This is a genomic window from Lysinibacillus sp. FSL W8-0992 (genome assembly GCF_038008685.1).
Classification (GTDB): Bacteria; Bacillota; Bacilli; order Bacillales_A; family Planococcaceae; genus Lysinibacillus.
The window spans coordinates 1,044,965-1,064,795 of sequence record NZ_JBBOZQ010000001.1; the positions used below are offsets into that span (position 1 = coordinate 1,044,965).

Genomic DNA, 19,831 nt, shown 5'->3' on the forward strand with positions numbered 1-19,831 from the left:
TTGCCCCTTATACATATATTGAATTATGTAAAAGGGGGATTTTATATTGAATTTATTTCCAAGTGATGACTTAGGGGAAAGACGTCTACCACCTAACTTTGGCCCACCGAATATGGGCCCTCCTAACTTTGGTCCACCAAATTTCGGTCCACCAAATATGGGTCCACCTAACTTCGGTCCGCCAAATATGGGCCCACCGAATATGGGTCCACCTAACTTTGGTCCACCAAGTTTCGGTCCGCCGAATATGGGTCCACCTAACTTTGGTCCACCAAGTTTCGGTCCGCCACCAAATTACGGCCCACCATCAACTGGCCAAATGCCGACGAGTGCTCCACCAAGTTTTTCGCCAGCTATGCCTGCGTGGCATGGAGGTTCTAGTGGTATTCAAAGATGTTTATTTAGGAATACATTTATATGGACGAGGAACGGAAGAAGTTTTTGGTTTTTCCCGACGGTTATTGGCAGGGACGTTATTGCAGGATTCCGCTGGAGCAATAGATCTGGCTGGCGTTTCAGTACAATCTTGAGAGATAACATACTCGCATTCGAATGTTTTAGATAAGGGGCCTTTATTGCGGGGGATTCGTCGATTTACTGCGATGAATTCCCTTTTTATTTTTGTGGACATAGCTCCTTTTTCGAAAATATGGAGAGATATTTATTATTAATATTCTGTTTTTGAGCAATTGATGTTACAATTATTGTAACTAAAGATGAAGGGACGATGGGTGGCTAATGATTAACTAATCTTATTTTTTGCACATGAAATGTATATTTCAATGAACCAAAAATAGGATTAGTCTGCCCATTTTCCATAAGTGCAACGATATAGGTTTAACGCCGACTATCGTTATACGCATACTTAAAACGCATATTTTCCCGCTAGAAATTCTTTAGTGGGGTATAGCTTTTTTTAGTATTGGATCATCGCATAAATAAGGCTCTACGTTGGAGCTTTTTTATGCATGATATTTCGCGACTAATCCTTCCAAAATAATTGGAGGGATTTTTTTTATCCCTCTATACGGAGAGGAACGGATGTAATGAAAGAACTTTTAAAAATACAAAATGTACAGTATGAAGTGAGTGACACAGTTATTTTTGATAATGCGACCGCTACAGTAAAACAGGGTGAAGTCATTGGCATAATAGGTAAAAATGGAGCTGGAAAATCGACATTATTACAGCTAATTCAAGGCATGCTAACTCCTACAAAAGGGCAGCTATTGTGGTTACAGCGAATCAACATTGCTTATGTAGAACAAGAGCAAGCAGCTATTGAAAATTGGGAAGTAAGTGCAGAGGAAGCAGATTTACTAGCGAAATGGCATGTGCCAAACACAGAGTTTACCGCTTTAAGTGGTGGCGAAAAACTGAAAAGACGACTAGCAAGAGGCTTTTCACAACATGCGCAATTACTATTGTTAGATGAACCGACAAATCACTTAGATGAAACAAGTACAGTACTGCTAATCGCCCACGTAAAAAAATATGGCGGTACAATTATTGTCGTGTCCCACGACCGTTATTTTTTAGACGAAGTTGCCACAAAAATATGGTCATTGGAAGACGGAAAACTGATAGAGCATAGTGGTCATTATACAAGTTATATAGCGGCACGAGAGCAACAAAGGTTAGCGCAGCAACGTGCATATGATAAACAGCAGAAAAATATTGAACGTATTGAAGCACAGATGAATGAGCTTTCTTCTTGGTCGCAGAAGGCACATGCGCAATCGACTAAGCAAGAGGGTGTAAAAGAGTTTTATCGAGTAAAGGCTAAACGAATGGATGCACAAGTAAAATCAAAGAAAAAACGCTTGGAAAAGGAGCTAGCAAAAACGAAAGTTGAACAACTTAAGCAAGAAGAGGAAGTGCGATTTTCAGTAGAGTCAAACCAACGGGTAGGAAAACGATTTTTAGAGTGTAAGCATGTAACAAAATCTTTTCAGCATCGTCTTATATTTAAAGATGTAACTATGACGATTAAATTTGGTGAAAAGATTGCTATTACTGGCCCAAATGGTAGCGGGAAAACGACTTTATTGAAAGTGCTGACAGGGCAAGAAAAAGCAGATGGCGATATATGGATTTCTCCTGCTGCCAACATCGGCTATTTAACGCAGGACGTATTTGATTTGCCGCTTGAACTTACACCAGAGCAATATTTTTACAAGGAGACTTTCGAGGAAAGAGGTAAAGTCCGCAATGTCATGAAACATTTAGGGTTTACAGCGAGTCATTGGACAGCGCCTATTAGCAATATGAGTATGGGTGAGCGTGTGAAGTGTAAGCTTATGGCATATATACTAGAGGAAAAAAATGTTCTTATTTTAGATGAGCCAACGAACCATTTAGATTTGCCTTCAAGAGAGCAGTTGGAGAAAACATTGGAATTGTATACAGGTACATTGCTCGTTGTATCGCATGATCGTTATTTTTTAGAAAAAACGACCAACATTGTTTGGGAGCTTAAAAATAATGGCATTGAGAAAAAATGGAGAGAGAGCGCACCGCCACAAGTAAATGATACGAGTGCACTACGACTAAAGCTTGAAAATGAAAGACAAGAAATACTCGGGAAACTTAGCTTTCTAACTGCAAAGGATAAGGAATATGCAGTGCTTGATCGAAAGTTTAATGAATTGACTAAGCAAATTAATGATCTTCGCTAGTTTCACGTTTAAGAGAGAAAAGAGTGGGGAAAATAAACTTGATTCAACAAAAATTCTCCACTTTTATAATGTGGGGAAACCTAGCTAATGTCACAAGCTTTTAGAGCAGGATTGAAAAAACGTCAAAACCGTTATTGATATAAAGCCAAAAGAGGGGTGTCTAGATGAAAAAATTACTTTTTACAAGCTTACTCACAATTAGTATGCTAAGCGCATGTACTACAGATGAAGAGAAAGTGAGCGAGCAAGACCATACACAGCAAGACCATACACAACAAGAGCCGCAATCGAATGAAAATGAGAATGCTACAACTGAAACTAAATCTGAAGACACTGTATCTTCTATAACGCAAGCAGAAGCATTGAAAACGATAAAAGAGCAGCTTGGAACAGAATTAGCGGTTGTTATGCCAAATAACCTTCCGCTAACAAAAGGGACTTTTCTAACGGCTACAACAACAGGTTCAGACAAACAAGCTGAAGTTCTTTTTCTAGAAAGTAAAGAGTATATTCCTGTTAATGATGTGAAGCTGAAAAATGCTTCTAATGCAACACCAATTGCCAAGCTTACTGTAAAGCTATTCGACAGTATAGATGAGGCAAGCGAACAGATTGCTTATGAAGATTATAGTAAAAATGGCGGGCAACAAGTACCGCTCGGATACAATATTAATGGCTATCAGGATGCAGGTGCTGGCTCGTTATGGACTGGCTGGAATGAGGGGAGATGGGCATTAGCAGCCCGTACCCGAACAGATAACCCAGCCGCTGGAGTAGACTTAGCGAAACAAGCAGTAGAATATTTAGAATCCCATACGCTTCCGATTCCACATGAAAACGGCATGGTGCATTTAGACGTTTATGAATCAGGAAACTTAATCGTATGGCAGGATGGAAAGCTGGTCTATACACTTGATTCGATAAAGGATCCAATGAAGGCACTAGCAATTGCAACAGCCTTTAATCAATAAATAAAATTCCTTGAGTGGCAATCCGCTCAGGGAATTTTTTTTGCTGTTTACTTTTCAGCTTCATGTATTAGTAGCGTATATTCTGCTAACCTTTTTTGCCATGCTTCCATTGGAAATTCTCCAGGCACAGTGTCATTTAACAAATCAGACAGGAGTTCTAAGCAAATATGCCATCCCGCTAAATCTTTAGGCGTATGATCAGTCAGCTGACCGATTTTTTCGTGCAATACTAATATTGAACCATCACTAGTCGGTGATAGCTCAAAGCGTACACTATCCTTGCCCCATTCAAACTCCAGTACCTCCTGCTCAATATAATCCGTAATAGCGATGTCTATAAAGGCATCAGTTCCGTCATTCATATTGAAACGCATTTTACCATTCTTTTTAGGCTCAATCATTTCTAAATTGCTCATCCATTTTTGAAGTTTGCCATTCTCTGTTAGTACCGCCCAAACTTCGCAAATTGAATATGCCAGTGGGCATTCAATTTGCGCGATATAGCCGGTTTGGTTTTTGTGAATTGTAGCGAGCATAAATATCCTCCTTGAATTTAAGGTCTTTCAAATTGTAGTACTAAATAATCTTTCTAGAATAATTAAGTTTTAAATAAAATTGTGAGAATACTGTTCTTTAGCTAATATTAGATGAAAAGAGGAGGAATGGAAATGGATTATCAACAAGCTTTAACACATTACATTGAAGCAACAAATACACATGATTTTAACAACGTCAAAGCGCTATTACACCCACAAGCAGTTTATTGGTTTACTGATCAAACATGCACAACGCTAGAAGAGATAGGAGCTTATTTTAATCATGCATGGTACGTCATAAAAGATGAAGTTTATCGGGCGACAAATGTTCAGTGGCTTACTGCGGATGCAACTACCGCTACATGTATTTATACATACCATTACGAAGGGTATCATAATGGCACATTTGTATCAGGGAGCGGGAGAGCGACTAATGTTTTTACTGTAGTAAATAATGAATGGAAGCTTATTCATGAACATTTAAGTAGCTAACGCAGTTGGCATTAGGCGCACCCTTTTTAATCTAGCTGTGCCGCATAAATGCGTGAACTTTCCCCCCAAGGATGGTAGCCAGTACCGATATGAGAAAAGCCATAGCGTTCATATAAGCCAATATGATCTGTACAAAGATAAAGATGTGAAAATCCGTGTCGCTGGGCATCCTTTTTAGCTTGCTCTAATAGCATTGCTCCGTATGCATGCCCGCGATGGCTTTCTTCAATATACACCGCACATACCCAAGGATATAAATCCATACGACTAATAAAATCATTCGTTACTAAACCTGCACAGCCAATAATTTCATCATTGTCCATTAATAAATACCACTGTGGAAGTGGTGCTTGCGCATTGATGCAATGTGAAATGCAGTCCTCATAGAGCATCATACTTTCCTCACTTGCCCATTTGCTTTGTATATAGCGGGTCGCCAATTCAGCATAGCTAGGCTCCTGCCGTACAGAAATAATTTTCATACTCACACTCCTTTGAAAAATAAATGCATACAGTTATTATTGTAATAAATGGAAACATTAATAAGCAATAATAAACTCATGTCAGGGGGCAATAAAGGTGCAAATTAGATCCGCTGATATACATGATATCAAAGCTTTAACTTTGTTGATGGAGCAGCTTGGCTATCCAACGACAGAGGAGAAAATGACGTTAAGATTTCAAGCTTTAGCAGCAAATCCAAGTTATCAACCATTAGTTGCAGAAATGGATGGCCACGTAGTTGGGATGGCAGGATCGTGACATAGCTTATTTTACGAGCATGATGGATGTTATGTACGAATTCAAGCCTTTGTCGTAGATCATCATTATCGTAGAAAGGGCATTGGACAGAAGTTGCTCGAAGCGATAGAATACTGGGCAGTGGAACAGCGTGCTTCTGCACTTGTGTTAAACAGTGGTCGTGAAGAACGAAAGATAGCATACCATTTCTACAGACAATAAGGCTTTGAAGGAAAATGTACCGGTTTTAATAAGCAATTAAAATAGAGATATATCAAGGGGTTTGGTTGAATGGAGCGGTTACTAACAGAAAGAGATTTAATAACTTTAATTGAGTCAGATAGATGGATGATGGAAATTTTACGCTGTGTCGAGCAGCTACAATTACTGGACGGCTGGGTATGTGCTGGATTTATTCGTTCAAAGGTGTGGGATTATTTGCATGATTATAAAGAGAGATCGCCATTAGGTGATATTGATGTCATTTATTTCGATAATCAGCATATTTCAGAACAACTAGAGAAGCAATATGAACAGCGATTATTAGAACTCTTACCAAAAGAACCGTGGTCTGTGAAAAATCAAGCTAGAATGCATGTCGTAAACAATAGTAATCCGTATCAATCTTCCGTTGATGGCATTGCGCATTTTCCTGAAATACCTACAGCGATTGGCGTAAGGCTTACACAAGGTGCACTAGAAATTGCAGCACCTTATGGCATACAACAATTGCTGTCGGGTATTGTTGCGCCTACACCTTATTTTGATGAAAAGACTCAATTGCATGACATTTATCAAAAGAGGATACATAACAAACGATGGCAAAATATTTGGCCAAAACTAGTATTTGTAACATCAGTATAGCTAAAGGGGCTGACAAAATTGCATCCAGAAAAGAAGCAAATACTTATGCATTATGAAAAATCTATACTGTGGCTAGAGCAACTTTCGCATGTTTCGGACAAGCAGTGGCGTTCACCAATACAACAGGGGAAGTGGACAGTTGCCGAAGTGATTGGACATTTAATTCCGTGGGATGAATTTGTATTGCATAAGCGCATTCCATTTCTATTTTCAAAAGAGCAGTTACCTAAGGGGCCCGATGTGGAACAGATGAATGCTGAAGCAGCGAGTAGTAGTCGTTTACTAAGTATGGAGCAAACATTACAAGCGTTACTGAATAATAGGTGTTTACTGTTAGATGCCCTTGCGCTTTTACCAGATGAATTGTGGCAGCAGAGCTTTAAAATAGGGCACTCTGAGCTTACACTTTACAGTTATTTTTGTGGCCTAGTAGAACATGACTTGCATCATTTTTTACAAATCCAAAATGTTATAGGTGAGATGGAATGGAAATAAATATAAATCAAATGATTGATTATTATGCACAGGCAACTGTAAATTTTGTTGATATTTTTACGAATAAAATGGAACCAGATCGAAAGGATATCGGGCGTACAACAGCGCCAGGAAAATGTGGTTTAGTCTTTCCACTGGCAGGCAGTGCGTCTTTTAGCTTTAATGGTACTCCTTATATCATGGAGCCTGGAATGGTTGTTCATGCGGGGCCACAAATGCCAATAGAGATACATACGATTGGTGATAAAGTGTGGGAGTATGCGGTAGTCCATTATCATGTACCTGCAGACGAGGCGGCTATTAATCCATTAGCAACACAGCATTTCTTAATCAATACAGGTGAAAACTCAAAAATTATTAATCTTGTACAACAGCTAATAGAAAGTTATGCAATGCCAGGAAGTATGGCAACATTTAAATCAAAGTCGATATTTATGAATTTAGTGGAAACGATTTTAATTTCGGCAAAAATGAAGGTTCTTGATACAGCAAATGAAATGATGGAGCAGGTAATACAATACATTCACGAGCATTATTCGAAACCATTATCAGTGTCTAAAATTGCACAGGAATTCGGTTTGGAGCGTCGAAGATTTGCATATCTTTTTGAACAGCACACAGGTATGAATCCTAGTAGCTATTTAACAGAATATCGCATGCGACGGGCAAAGGACTTGCTACGATATTGCGATTCTACAGTAACTGAAATTGCAGAATGTGTAGGCTATGTTGATAGCTTTTACTTTAGCAGGGTATTTAAAAAATGCACCGGAATGTCTCCATCAGCATATCGAAAAATAATGATGGAAGAAGCTTAGGGGACGAGAGAATCGCCGGTAAAAGCCAGTGAATCGCCAGTAAGAGGAGAGAAATCGCCGATAAAAACTCGTAAATCGCCAGTAACGACACCGGTATAGCGAAAAAGTGTTAGATTGATTGCGGTAAATCTAACACTTTTTTTCTTATGAATCAGCATCTTTTTTTAAAATAATTTCGGCAAAAGTCCATATAGAAAATAAAATTGTCCATTCACAACTATTTTTCTCTTTGGTAGGATAGTAATCGTAAATGATAATGACTATCAATTAAATAGCTAATTACTATTGACTTATAAATGAAAATGATTATCATTATCGTAAGTAGATGAAAATAATGAGGAGAGATTCATTGTGAATAAATATATCAAAATGTGTGCACCTGCACTTTTAGCACTATCCCTTGCGGCGTGTGGTACTGATAAAGAGGAGTCCACACCTGTCAAAAACGAAGCAGCAGAAACAAGTACAACTGAAACACAAACAGAACAAGCAAAAACACAAAGCATTACATATTTAGGTGAAACGTATGAACTGCCTGCAAAGGTGGAAAACATTGTAGCTGCAAGCTTAGAATCAATGGAAGATGCTGCAATGCTTGGTATCAAGCCAGTTGGTGTACTTGATATTGGTGGCAAAATTCCATCATATCTTACAAAGGAATTAGAGGGTGCAACACTAGTAGGAAATAAAATGGAGCCGAATGCGGAGGCAATTTTAGCACTTGACCCCGATGTTATTATCGGTACTTCAAAATTCCCTGAGGAAACGGCTGAAAAATTAAATAAAATTCAAACAATGATTCCTTACTCTCATATTTCAACAAATTGGAAAGAAAACTTAACACTTCTTGCACAGCTTACTGACAAAGAAGATGATGCTAAAAAAATTATTGCAGATTATGAAGCCAAAGTAGCGGACGCTCAGGTTAAATCAAAAGAGCAACTAGCGGACAAGGAAGTATTAATTATTCGCTTACGTGGCGGCGTAATGTATATTTATCCTGCAGGCGTTTACTTAAATCCTGTGCTGTATGAAGATTTAGGTGCTCCAGTACCTGAAATTTTAAACGCGACAAAAGCGCAAGCAGAGCTTTCACTTGAAACGTTAGCCGAGATCGACCCAGACTCGATTTTCCTACAATTTGAGGAATCTGAAAATACGGATGCTCCGAAAGCATTAGAAGATTTACAAAAGAATCCGATTTTTGCAAGCTTAAAGGCAGCTAAAAATGAACAGATTTTCGTCAATGCAATTGATCCACTTGCTCAAGGTGGTACTGCTTGGTCTAAGGTTAAATTCCTAGATGTTGCAGCGGAAAAATTACTTAAATAGAAGAAGTAGGCTGGTAGTAGAATTGGTGCAAGCACCGGGCTATTACCAGCCTTTTATAAGATAAAGATTAAATAGAAAAAGGTGTGGCAGTTGAAAAAAACAAACATAGTATCATTTTCTATATTAGTAGCTTCACCTTTCTTAATTGCAATTGTGGCTTTAATTTCTGTCATGTACGGTACAAAGGATATTAGCAGCTTAACCGTATGGCAAGCACTTACGGCATTTGATGCTGGAAATATTGATCATCAAATTGTTAGGACTAGTCGTATTCCTAGAATTTGCGCCGTATTACTAGTAGGTGCGTTTTTGGCAGTAGCCGGGGCGGTTATGCAAGGTATTACTCGAAATTATTTAGCATCACCATCATTGATGGGCGTTAATGATGGCTCCGCATTTGTCATTACATTGGCGCTTGTATTTTTTCCAGGACTTCCAAATTACCAAATGATTTTACTATCTATGCTCGGCTCTGCTATGGGAGCAGGCATCGTTTTCGGGTTTGGCTCTCTAATACGGAATGGGCTTTCCCCAGTTCGGTTAGCAATTATTGGAACAGTAATAGGGACATTTTTGAGTAGTATAGCGACAGCAATAGCAATGTATTTCCAAGTGTCGCAAACGGTTAGTGCTTGGTATAACACTAAGGTACATACAGTAGACAATGATATGCTCATGCTTTCAATACCTTTCGGATTAATAGGCCTTATTCTTGCATTATTATCGGCAAGAGCTATTACTATCACCGCATTAGGCGACGATATTGCCTTAGGTCTTGGTCAAAAAACAAAAGCAGTAAAAATTGTTAGTATGCTTGCAGTTGTATGTTTAACAGGTACAGCGGTGGCACTTGTCGGAAAAATAGCTTTTGTTGGGCTTGTTATTCCACATATTACACGTTTCCTTGTTGGTGTTGATTATCGCTTTATTATTCCATGTGCAGCGGTAATAGGAGCATTTTTCTTAGCACTGTGCGATGTGCTCAGTCGTTATGTAAATTATCCATACGAAACGCCAATTGGTGTATTAACAGCGCTAGTCGGTGTACCATTCTTCTTATACTTAGTTCGTAAGCACGGAGGTGAAAAGCATGCATAAAAAAACTTCCCGTGCAGTCATTACGACTGTCGCTATCCTTCTATTATTTATATTAGGGGCAAGCTATCTCCATATTACGAATGGCGTTTTTGATATGTCAGTATTAGATGTACTAAAAACACTTTTACGTATTGAGCCAAACCCGAAATATGATCTTGTTATTTTTGAATTTCGTTTACCTCGAATTGTAATAGCAGCACTTGTTGGTGTGGGGCTAGGCATGGCAGGGGTTGTGCTGCAGGGCATTACACGAAATGGCTTAGCAGACCCAGGAATTTTAGGTATTAATGCTGGAGCGGGTGCAGCAGTAGTTATTTTTATGTTTTTCTTTCAATTCCGTCTTGTAACAGCGGATATTAGTAGCTGGTTATCTATTTTAATCATGCCGATATTCGGTTTTGTGGGCGGTACGATGGCCGCAGCTTTAATTTTTTCGTTTGCCATGAAAAATGGCCACCTAGATATGCAGCGACTGATCTTAACAGGGATTGCTATTAATAGTGGATTTGGTGCATTATCGCTGTTTCTATCGTTGAAAATGAATGCGCAAGATTATGAATCGGCAGCAGTTTGGATGGCTGGTTCTATTTATAATGCCAATTGGATTTTTGTCGTGTCGATGTTGCCATGGCTCCTATTGCTAGGTTTTTATGTATATCGTAAATCGTATTTACTCGATTATTTTCAATTGGAAGAAGACAGTATTACAAGCTTAGGCATAGCGCTAGAAAAAGAGAAAATTAAATTATTATTGGCGAGTGTAGGCTTAGTGAGCGCCTGTGTATCCGTCTCCGGAAGTATTGGTTTTATTGGATTAATGGCGCCACATATTGCTAAACAACTTGTCGGTATTCAACATCGTTATGTAATGCCGGTGAGTGCCCTAATAGGTGCATGCCTTCTTGTGTTTGCTGACTTTATTGGTAAAACTGTCTTTGCACCTTCAGAGCTAGCAGTTGGTATTGTTGTTTCAATTATTGGTATTCCGTACTTCTTGTATTTACTAGTGAAGTCAAAAGCATAGGAGGAAGTAGTGTGCAAACTGCATTTAGAATGGAAAATCTGTCTTCAGGTTATGAGCATGTTCGTGTATTTGAAGGATTGAACTTAACGATAGAAGAGGGAAAAGTGACAACTATTATCGGTCCTAATGGTTGTGGAAAATCTACCTTATTAAAAACAATAGGACGTATTTTAAAGAAACAACAGGGAACGGTTTATTTACAGGAACAAAATATGCAAAATTTGTCGACGAAAGAAATTGCGAAAAAGTTAGCAATCCTATCACAGACACCAATTGCACCAGGACAGTTGAAGGTAGAGGAGCTAATTGCATACGGTCGTTATCCACATCGTAATAATGTCAATCGCTTAACGAAAAAAGATGAAGAAATGATTGAATGGGCCTTAACGGTCACAAATACATTGGAGTATCGCAACCGAGAGCTTGCACAACTTTCTGGAGGTCAACGCCAACGTGTTTGGCTAGCAATGGCATTAGCACAAGAAACGAGCATTTTGCTGTTAGACGAGCCAACGACTTATTTAGATATGGCGCATCAGTTAGAGGTTTTAGATATCGTAAAAAATTTAAATGAACAACACAGCTGTACGATTGTTATGGTTTTGCATGATATTAACCATGCAGCAAGATATTCTGATCATTTAATCGCTATGCGTCAAGGTGTTATTGTGGAAACGGGAACACCACAGGAAATTTTATGTGCGGACGTCATGCGGAAAGTGTTCAATATTACGGCAAGAATTATGGAAGACCCAGCAACAAACACTCCTGTATGTTATGGCTATGATGTTTTAAAGGAGGAAGATAAATGACTGTAGAACAAGCAATTAACGTATCAGATTTTATTTCTTATGAAATGAATTCGAAGTTTACTGATTATACGTATACAATAAACATCTATGTACCTCAAGGGGAAATACCTCAAGGCGGCTTTCCAGTTTTATATGTATTAGACGGATCGTCATACTTCAATTTGGTGAAGGAAGCAATTCGCCTGCAAAGTCGTAATGCGCCCAAAACAGGCATCGTACCTGCTATTGTCGTCGGTGTAGGACATGGGGCTGATATGCATGAACGACGTTTTTATGATTTTACAGCACCAGCCGAAACGTATAGCTATCCTGCAAGATTTAAAGGAAATGGATATGATAAGCATGGAGGTGCAGTGAGTTTTAGTCGCTTTTTACAGGAGGAATTAAAGCCACAAATTCAGCAACAATTCCATGTAAATGAACAGCATCAAACTTTATTTGGGCACTCTTTAGCAGGCTATTTTGTGTTGTGGCAATTATTGAATGAAAAACAAAGTTTCCAACGTTATATAGCTATTAGTCCTTCCATCTGGTGGAATGAACATGAATTGTTCCATAAGGCAAGTGTATTTATGGAAGAGCACAAGCAAGTGAACGAACAATTATTTATCGGTGTAGGGGAACTTGAAACATTTATGGTAGATGACGGACGACAAATGGCCAATGAGCTAATGCAAGTAATGAGTATTGAATTTTATGAAGCATTGAATGAAAATCATGCGTCTGTCGTACCCACTGTAATGAGTAGAGCAATACGTTTTGTGAATAAATATTAATTCAGTAACCGCATTATCTTTGGTAATGCGGTTTACTTATGGATAAAAATGCAATAATATGTATTTATAATTAAAAGGATGTGACTTAGATGGGAATTATTTTGGCAAATAGTAAGGATGCACAAGTAGTGCATAAATTAATGCTTCAGGCTTTTAAAGAATATGAACATGCAATGCCACCATCCAGTGCATTAAGTGAAACGGTAGAATCAATTGAACAGGCGCTCAATAATGGCGAGCAAGCGTTTATTAGTTATATGGAAGATCAACCTGTAGCAATGGTTCGATTTACGTTGAATAATAAAGGCATTTATTTCTTTCGGTTATCTGTAGTTCCAGAAAAGCAAGGGCAAGGTTTGGCAAAAGCATTAATAGTTGAACTTGAAAATTATGCACGTGCACAAGGGAAAACGATTAGTGAATGTAAAGTCCGTATGAATGTACCACGTAATATTGAGTTATACCGCTCGTTAGGATATGTTATCACTAAAGAAACGATAGGAGAAAATCGTAATGGTTTTTCTCTTCCGATTGTAACAATGGAAAAGAAACTTTAGGGGGAGTGCATTTGAAGAAAAGAATAGGCTGTTTGCACGCACACTATTCCAATATAGACTACATAGAGCAGGCATTTAATAGCATACATGAATTAGAGCTTGAGCATTTTGTTGATCCGGGACTTATACAGCATGTGGCAAAGGGTACTGGTGGTTTGTCATTAAAGGTGAAGGAGCAAGTAGAGTGGATAGCAAGTTGTAATGTCGATGCCATTTTAATTACATGTACAAATTATATTGCGTTGTTAAAGGAAGAAGAGTTGTCATTATCTATTCCAATTATTAAAATAGATGAACCCTTTTTTCAATCACTGTGCGAAGTGACGCAACCACAAATAATACTTTTTACAAACCCTGCAACGGTGGATGGAACGATGGAGAGACTCTACCAATATGCTAAGCTCCATGATAAAGCGATAGACGTTCAGGCGAAGGTAATAAACAATACATTTGAGCTTATTATGCAAGGGAAAAAGCAAGCATACAACAATGCAATTATACAATATTTCCGGGAAATAATGAGCGAAGGTCGGCTAATTTCTGTTGCCCAGCTATCGATGGTCGAAGCGGCACAACAATTTGAAAAGGAGTTCGAGATTCCAATTATACATCCTTTGAAATCATTAGTTGGATTTGTTATGAAATAGGAAAATCGCCGATAGAAATGCTCAAATCGCCGATAAAAGTCGAGCAATCGCTGATAGAAGTGCCCAAATCGCCGATAAAACTCACGCAATCGCCGATAGAATTTTAAATTCAAATGAAATGAAACTTCTAAATTGGTAGTATAATGAAATTAGAAAGAGAAACGGGGGCGAGCTAAATGAACGATTTACGATATCCGATTGGACAATTTCAATTTCCAGAAGTAGTAACGGCACAGCAAGTACAGAAATGGATTGATGATATCCGTCTATTGCCAAGGCAATTAGCGGAGGCATTAAGTGGAGCAAGTGAACAATCATTAGCGAAATCCTACCGAGAGAATGGTTGGACTGTAACGCAACTGGTCCATCATCTGGCGGATAGTCACATGAATAGTTTTATTCGCTTTAAATTAGCTTTAACCGAAGATACACCGACTATTAAGCCATACAATGAAGAGGATTGGGCAGTGCTTCCGGATTCTGATATGCCTGTTGCCACTTCCTATAAGTTACTTGAAAGTCTACATGAACGTTGGGTTTATTTGCTGACAAGTTTAACGGATAAGCAAATACAACGGGCTTTTCAGCATCCAGACAACGGGCTAATGACGCTTGAAAAAGCACTCGCTCTGTATGCATGGCATGGAAAGCATCATCTTGCTCATATACAAAATGCTCTTGCAAAATAAATAAAAAAGGCGACTTATCCTCACTTCTGAGGAAAGTCGCCTTATTTTATTTTGACTATTCAAATGTGTGTGGATTTTTAGCCGAATAAACTGGGACGTTAAAAATTTAATTTATTGAATTGTAATGCCAGCACTTGCTGTACCAGTAAGTACTTGAGCAACAGCTACACCAGCTGTAGTAATAGAGTACACCATAACTAGTTTGTCACCAGCAGTCACTGGAACAGGTGCAAAACTGCCTGAACCAAATGCTGTAGTACCTAGTGCTATAATGCCTGTAAATGGCGGAGCTAAATTAACAGTAGCAGTTGTAGCTGTATAAACCGTGCTTCCAGCAGGTGCACGATAGATTGTAGCAGTAACTGTAGTACTACCAACTAGAGTAACGGCAAGCGTAGTAGAGAATGATGCAGAAAGGCCTGTAATATTACCTGCGCGTGGTACCGTAAATGCTTCCGTTACTACGCCAGACAAATCAAGTGTTTCTCCAACGAGCGTAACACCAGGAACTGCAGTACCGAATCCAATAAGGGATGGTGTAGCGATTAAACCTGTTACTAAAGAAGTTAACACAACAGGTGTAACCCCAGAAGAGAATGGGATAATGGAACCTTCAGTAACTGGTTGTAGTGGTGGAATACATGCAGCATCAATCGCTAAAAATGGGCCAAAATTTTGGCATTCCATATTACCAGATCTAGATGAGCAACCACATCCACTATTAGACATAGAATTATTTAAGAACATATTTACACCTCCTTTCTTCATTATTCTATTCATAGAAGAATAAAGAAAAAGGGCTATTAACTACATACATAAAGCTATTTTGACAATACAAGAAAAAGAGAAAAATGCCTGTAAGTGATACAGATTAGTCTATTGTCTACTTAAAAAAATTTTAAAGCCACTATTACACGTTCATCATGTGTAAATGTTCTTCAAGGCACTTGAAAGCAGAATTCAAAGATTGGACGTAAAAAAGTCCAATATGTATTTTTGAATACCTATTGGACATTTACCTATAGGAATAATGATGGTTGATTTTATACCGTTGAATTGTTTTTCCTCCGAAGTCTCAAGCTAATTGCGTCTCCGAAATAGATTGAAAAATAAAGAATTTTTTTCTTTCTTCACTTCTTCCTCCACTACTTCTTTTATATCTTCAGTTTGGTTATTGAACTCCATTTGTGCAATGCTTTCTTCCTTTACTAGTTCTATGTTTTCATTCGATACGCTTAAAGAAGAAGGCTCAGCTTGAATAATTGAAGATGTAGGAACTATAGATGTAGAGGTTTCTGTTATGTCCAAGTCATTTGCGTTAGGAGCGGAGGTTTCTGCTATGTCCAAGTCGTTTGCGTTAGGAACAGATGCTTCTGTTATCTCTAATTCATTTGTGAGAGGAGCAGAGGCTTCTATTATCTCCAAATCATTTGCGTTAGGTGCAGAGGCTTCGATTATCTCTAATTCATTTGTAGTAGGAGCAGAAGCTTCTGTTATGTCCAAGTCATTTGTGATAGGAGTAGGGACTTCTGTTATGTTCAATTCATTTGTGGGAGGAGCAGAGACTTCTGTTATGTTCATATCAGTAGCAGTAGGAGCAATAGCTTCCGTAGTCTCCTCTTTTGCTATAGGAGCTGTTAAACTATTTGCTTCTACAACGCTTACTGGGATTCCTTGCGTGTCTGCTGCATTTTTAAAATGAAAAGTTGATTCTGCTGTGGTGTTTCTATATAAACCGTTATAAATCTGACTTGGGTGTGTATTGATTGATTGAAAGTAGTGCTGGTTAAAATGGCGTTCTTCTTGTTTTTGTACAGGATTATTATTAGGAGGAAAAGGTACTCCATTGTTCATATTAAAAGCTTTACCAGCCAAATCTTGAAGGAATTTATAACTTGGTTCAGTAGTAGGTAATGGTGGTTGTACAGTAGTTTGCTCTATTTTTTCTAAAAGTTTTCTTGAAGGAAGGGCTATACTTTTTACTGAGCTTTCATCAACATTTGTTGGAAAATTGTCTTTTGGTATATTGTTTTCAACGGTTATTAATTTATTTAATACGGCTAAAATTTCTTGATTCATTTCCTCAATTGCTTGATTGAGGGATTCAATATGAATAGAAAGCTGTTTGACTTGCTCTTCATATTCTTTAATTTGCATACTGTGTTTACCATCAATTGTTTCTGTGAGTCCTTCTAAATGTACAATTTGTTTTTTAAGATCCTCAAACTCATTTTTCATAAATAAGTAATCCTCGATTGAAGTACCCATTTTTAATGTTGTTAACGTTTCTTTATAGCCATCGATTTTTTCTTTTAATTTTTCAATGTCTTGAGTGGAGTACAACTTCGAATCTTCCATTGCATTTCACCCCTTTCAGTCCATTAGTATTTTATTAAAAACCCCCACTTTCTGTTACAAATCATTTAATCCTACTCGAAAGGGGAGAAAAGTGTTCTTTAATAGTAAATAGCAATAACACTTGTTGAATAATTATCATGGTAAATTATTTGTTAGCCCATGCACTTAACGCTAAAAATCATATGCTACAAACGAAAGATAAAAAACTTATGGAGGTGTCAAAAGGATGCAAGATAATATGCCATCCCAGGCGCGCGAACTAATTTGTATAAACGTCGATAAAGTATATGACTGGATTGTAAAGGAAATGTCATTTGATATTTCTCCAACTGGTGCAATTACCTTCCCAGGCGTAACACCGGCGACGGTTTTAACAGGTGCAACTGTCACATGTAGAGTAACTCCGGCTGCGACAAACCCAATCGTAATTTTAAATCGTGAGAACCGTCAATTTTCTATTGATGGAGCAACAGTTTGTCTACAACACTTAAATATTCAAAAGAACTTCATTCTTACGATTGTTGTTACTTTACCAACTGGAGCTGTATTAACAAGTAGTGAGATTCCGGTATCACGTTGTGAACAAGTTACATTATGCGCACCTCAAGGAACAGATGTAGAAATCCTTTATACTGATTTAGATTGCTTCGTGTGTACAACGGGTACACTTACTGCTGGTACTGGAACAATTACGTTTTCTGCGTTGACAATAACAGTAGCAGTTTGTCAAAGTATTCAATCTACATTCCCAGTTACTGTGGAATTCTTAGCGAATTACTGCGAGCCAAGAGCAGATTTACCATTCTCATGCCCGTCTACGGTTCGTCCAAAGCAATGCTCCGTTATTTTCCCAACTATGGGTTAAGAGTGCTAACACATAAACATATGTCATACCTTAAAGAGAGGATTATCCTCTCTTTTTTTATTTTTGTTACATATTATATAGGCAAGGGGGCACTAATTATGAGTACTCATAAAGATTCTGTCGAAGAAAAAATAAAGAATCTTAAAGAGCAAACGACGTTTTATGTCCGTGAAATAAAAAAGCTAGTGGAGGAACAAAATTTTCAAAAAAATGTAAGTGTTATTAGTTATTTCACGACTTCTCTTAATATTTCTTATGATTCAGAACAGGAGAGTCTATGTCTTGGTTCTTATCATATTCGCAATATAGGTAATCAACCAATAACAAATCCTTATTTGTGCATAAAGCTACCTGAAGATTCCCCGTTTTCCTTCTCAGGTAGATATGTATATGAGCATTTTAGTCAAAATTTAAAAACCGCGGGTAGCTGGGAACGAATAAATGATAGCTCTAACAATACAGAATTTTGGCTTAAACCAATAGGCAAAACAACAATTGAACCAAACGAGACGATTTCATTTACTAATTTCCAAATTAAATGGTCCCATAATTTATCCTATGCTGGTACAATAACGGGCTTTACATATTGTGATGAGCTACAAGACGGTGTCTTCGTACTAAATCCTATTAATCTCAATGGAATTAACGTTGTACAGGAGGATCAAGATGAGTGAAATAGAAGAACAAAAACTAGAAGCAGGTTTAGAACAAATCGTTCGTCATTTTATGAAGGATCAACTTAGTAATGTCACGGATTTTAGAAAGGAGGGAGATAATAGCTTTGCATTTCTTGAAAAAAGTACGTTGCATTTACTGCTTTCCTATTTATTATCTGGCGACAAGAGAGCACCAGAAGAGAATATAACTGGACAGTTTGAATTGCATCTCATAAAAGAACTTGATGATTTAATAGCTGATAATAAAGTGCAATTTGAGGAAATAATAGATTATTTGAAAAGCTAACGTGATAGGAGGTACTAACGTGGATAATCAAAGCGTTAAAAATAACGATCCTATACAGCTCCAGCAAATGATTATTTTTTTAAGAGCAGAACTTGCTAAATATAAAAATGAAATAAATAGACTTAGAGATAGCGATTATTATTCACTCGTACTTAGACTAGAGCGGGAAAATGTTCAATTGACGAAACGTAATAAAGAGCTTGCGATGGATCGGATGAAATTAAAAAGAACGAATGAAAAGGAATTAAAGGCTTATAATGAGGATATACAGAGAAGGGAAATTCAACGAAAAAAACACATTTCCTCGATAGATACATTATTAAGAGAAATTGAACATTTACGTTCTGAGAATAAAGAATTACGGCAAACTACAAACGCTAATAATAATGAACTGCTCGCTATTAAAAGAAATTATGTAGCGGAAGAAAAGCAGGCGATTGAAAGTCTTGAAATACAGCTAAGTACATTTACAAAAGCAGCGAATGAAAAAATGAATGCTATAGTCGAAGCCATACAGAGACATGACGAAAATAATGTACATGACTATTTAGTTAAGGAGTTAGTAGAAAGAGATAATGAAATAAATAGATTGTCCTTTGAGTTAATGGATATTAAAAACAACAACAACACAAGTGCTGTAGGCTTAAATGGCGAAAATATGTCTGTCAATTCGAAGGTGCTTTTAAATCTAGATGCTAAGATACAAAAAATAATAGCGCAATCCAATGATTTTGAGGAGCAACTAGAGAAGAAAGTTCGTATCCTAGATGACTTAGAGCACCAATTGACTCAGCTCGCTATGGAGATTAATGTGAATAGGTCTATGTAAAACCAGGCTGTTTATAAGGATAGTATGAAGAGAAAAAGTGTTAGATTGACTACAATCAATCTAGCGCTTTTTTTGCTGTAATCGTTACTTCGCTACTGCGGGCGCTTTCCGCTCAGCACAACGTAAGGCGCAACACTCGAAAGTTTGTAGTTTGTTGCGCCTTACGTTCTGAGCAGGTGCTCCGAACTACTAGTGCTCACTTCTAAACTATATTGAAGCAAAATATCGAATTTTTTTATCTTACATAGCGGAACTTTTAAAACCTTTGACAGGATTGTTTAGTTGA

23 protein-coding genes and 1 pseudogene are annotated in these 19,831 nt (G+C 37.7%); 20 read left to right on the plus strand and 4 right to left on the minus strand.

The genetic code is table 11. The features are described 5' to 3' along the window. The first annotated feature begins 1,046 nt into the window (after positions 1-1,046). Together abc-f and NSQ74_RS05045 are read left to right on the plus strand one after the other, a co-directional pair. On the plus strand, positions 1,047-2,678 hold the full coding sequence (abc-f, locus tag NSQ74_RS05040; RefSeq protein ID WP_340821867.1) for a ribosomal protection-like ABC-F family protein: 1,632 nt from the start codon (positions 1,047-1,049) through the stop codon (positions 2,676-2,678). Between the two features lie 164 nt (positions 2,679-2,842). Continuing rightward, on the plus strand, positions 2,843-3,649 hold the full coding sequence (locus tag NSQ74_RS05045; RefSeq protein WP_340821868.1) for a hypothetical protein: 807 nt from the start codon (positions 2,843-2,845) through the stop codon (positions 3,647-3,649). A 47-nt stretch (positions 3,650-3,696) separates the two neighbouring features. Here the strand turns inward: NSQ74_RS05045 and NSQ74_RS05050 are convergent, their stop codons facing one another. Then, positions 3,697-4,185 (minus strand): SRPBCC family protein, encoded by a 489-nt coding sequence (locus tag NSQ74_RS05050; RefSeq protein ID WP_340821869.1) that lies wholly within the window; start codon positions 4,183-4,185, stop codon positions 3,697-3,699. A 132-nt stretch (positions 4,186-4,317) separates the two neighbouring features. On the opposite strand from NSQ74_RS05050, the gene NSQ74_RS05055 reads away from it, so the two are divergent. Beyond that, positions 4,318-4,677, plus strand: coding sequence for a YybH family protein (locus NSQ74_RS05055; protein WP_340821871.1), 360 nt, complete (start codon positions 4,318-4,320; stop codon positions 4,675-4,677). 26 nt (positions 4,678-4,703) lie between these two features. Here the strand turns inward: NSQ74_RS05055 and NSQ74_RS05060 are convergent, their stop codons facing one another. After that, a complete protein-coding gene (locus NSQ74_RS05060; RefSeq protein ID WP_340821872.1) occupies positions 4,704-5,159 on the minus strand; it encodes a GNAT family N-acetyltransferase in 456 nt (151 codons plus the stop codon). 97 nt (positions 5,160-5,256) lie between these two features. On the opposite strand from NSQ74_RS05060, the gene NSQ74_RS05065 reads away from it, so the two are divergent. The 13 genes and pseudogenes from NSQ74_RS05065 to NSQ74_RS05120 all read left to right on the plus strand — a co-directional run bounded on the left by NSQ74_RS05065 (position 5,257) and on the right by NSQ74_RS05120 (position 14,530). After that, the gene (locus tag NSQ74_RS05065; RefSeq protein WP_340821873.1) at positions 5,257-5,439 is read left to right on the plus strand and encodes a hypothetical protein; all 183 of its coding nucleotides are present in this window, start codon (positions 5,257-5,259) and stop codon (positions 5,437-5,439) included. Between the two features lie 33 nt (positions 5,440-5,472). After that, positions 5,473-5,640 (plus strand): annotated as a pseudogene (locus NSQ74_RS23405) (GNAT family N-acetyltransferase); the annotation flags it as partial. 69 nt (positions 5,641-5,709) lie between these two features. Beyond that, complete coding sequence (locus tag NSQ74_RS05070) at positions 5,710-6,282, plus strand: nucleotidyltransferase family protein (protein ID WP_340821874.1); 573 nt, start codon at positions 5,710-5,712, stop codon at positions 6,280-6,282. An 18-nt stretch (positions 6,283-6,300) separates the two neighbouring features. Then, complete coding sequence (locus tag NSQ74_RS05075; protein ID WP_340821875.1) at positions 6,301-6,777, plus strand: DinB family protein; 477 nt, start codon at positions 6,301-6,303, stop codon at positions 6,775-6,777. After that, positions 6,768-7,595 carry an AraC family transcriptional regulator gene (locus tag NSQ74_RS05080; protein ID WP_340821876.1) on the plus strand — a complete coding sequence of 276 codons (828 nt, stop codon included), beginning with the start codon at positions 6,768-6,770 and terminating at the stop codon, positions 7,593-7,595. The genes NSQ74_RS05075 and NSQ74_RS05080 overlap by 10 nt, the downstream gene beginning before the upstream one ends. Before the next feature lie 351 nt (positions 7,596-7,946). Continuing rightward, positions 7,947-8,927 (plus strand): ABC transporter substrate-binding protein, encoded by a 981-nt coding sequence (locus NSQ74_RS05085; RefSeq protein WP_340821878.1) that lies wholly within the window; start codon positions 7,947-7,949, stop codon positions 8,925-8,927. A 90-nt stretch (positions 8,928-9,017) separates the two neighbouring features. Further along, positions 9,018-10,025 (plus strand): FecCD family ABC transporter permease, encoded by a 1,008-nt coding sequence (locus NSQ74_RS05090; RefSeq protein WP_340821879.1) that lies wholly within the window; start codon positions 9,018-9,020, stop codon positions 10,023-10,025. Further along, the gene (locus NSQ74_RS05095) at positions 10,018-11,049 is read left to right on the plus strand and encodes a FecCD family ABC transporter permease (RefSeq protein ID WP_340821880.1); all 1,032 of its coding nucleotides are present in this window, start codon (positions 10,018-10,020) and stop codon (positions 11,047-11,049) included. Before NSQ74_RS05090 ends, NSQ74_RS05095 begins: the two co-directional genes overlap by 8 nt. A 29-nt stretch (positions 11,050-11,078) precedes the next feature. Beyond that, positions 11,079-11,861 carry an ABC transporter ATP-binding protein gene (locus NSQ74_RS05100; RefSeq protein ID WP_340826403.1) on the plus strand — a complete coding sequence of 261 codons (783 nt, stop codon included), beginning with the start codon at positions 11,079-11,081 and terminating at the stop codon, positions 11,859-11,861. Beyond that, on the plus strand, positions 11,858-12,637 hold the full coding sequence (locus tag NSQ74_RS05105) for an alpha/beta hydrolase (RefSeq protein WP_445669054.1): 780 nt from the start codon (positions 11,858-11,860) through the stop codon (positions 12,635-12,637). Before NSQ74_RS05100 ends, NSQ74_RS05105 begins: the two co-directional genes overlap by 4 nt. An 89-nt stretch (positions 12,638-12,726) precedes the next feature. After that, complete coding sequence (locus NSQ74_RS05110) at positions 12,727-13,194, plus strand: GNAT family N-acetyltransferase (protein ID WP_340821881.1); 468 nt, start codon at positions 12,727-12,729, stop codon at positions 13,192-13,194. Between the two features lie 5 nt (positions 13,195-13,199). Further along, positions 13,200-13,841 (plus strand): hypothetical protein, encoded by a 642-nt coding sequence (locus tag NSQ74_RS05115; RefSeq protein WP_340821883.1) that lies wholly within the window; start codon positions 13,200-13,202, stop codon positions 13,839-13,841. 176 nt (positions 13,842-14,017) lie between these two features. Then, on the plus strand, positions 14,018-14,530 hold the full coding sequence (locus NSQ74_RS05120) for a YfiT family bacillithiol transferase (protein ID WP_340821885.1): 513 nt from the start codon (positions 14,018-14,020) through the stop codon (positions 14,528-14,530). A 111-nt stretch (positions 14,531-14,641) separates the two neighbouring features. Here NSQ74_RS05120 and NSQ74_RS05125 read toward each other — a convergent pair whose 3' ends face one another. Further along, positions 14,642-15,277, minus strand: a complete 636-nt coding sequence (locus NSQ74_RS05125) for an exosporium glycoprotein BclB-related protein (RefSeq protein ID WP_340821886.1) — start codon at positions 15,275-15,277, stop codon at positions 14,642-14,644. A gap of 333 nt (positions 15,278-15,610) precedes the next feature. Then, positions 15,611-16,888 (minus strand): hypothetical protein, encoded by a 1,278-nt coding sequence (locus tag NSQ74_RS05130; protein ID WP_340821887.1) that lies wholly within the window; start codon positions 16,886-16,888, stop codon positions 15,611-15,613. A gap of 226 nt (positions 16,889-17,114) precedes the next feature. Here NSQ74_RS05130 and NSQ74_RS05135 point away from each other — a divergent pair, with 226 nt between their 5' ends. From NSQ74_RS05135 to NSQ74_RS05150, 4 genes are all read left to right on the plus strand, one after another. Next, complete coding sequence (locus NSQ74_RS05135; protein ID WP_340821889.1) at positions 17,115-17,753, plus strand: hypothetical protein; 639 nt, start codon at positions 17,115-17,117, stop codon at positions 17,751-17,753. A 98-nt stretch (positions 17,754-17,851) separates the two neighbouring features. After that, positions 17,852-18,427, plus strand: coding sequence for a hypothetical protein (locus NSQ74_RS05140; protein WP_340821890.1), 576 nt, complete (start codon positions 17,852-17,854; stop codon positions 18,425-18,427). Further along, on the plus strand, positions 18,420-18,716 hold the full coding sequence (locus NSQ74_RS05145; RefSeq protein WP_340821891.1) for a hypothetical protein: 297 nt from the start codon (positions 18,420-18,422) through the stop codon (positions 18,714-18,716). The genes NSQ74_RS05140 and NSQ74_RS05145 overlap by 8 nt, the downstream gene beginning before the upstream one ends. A 19-nt stretch (positions 18,717-18,735) precedes the next feature. Continuing rightward, on the plus strand, positions 18,736-19,545 hold the full coding sequence (locus tag NSQ74_RS05150) for a hypothetical protein (RefSeq protein ID WP_340821893.1): 810 nt from the start codon (positions 18,736-18,738) through the stop codon (positions 19,543-19,545). Positions 19,546-19,831: the final 286 nt, after the last annotated feature.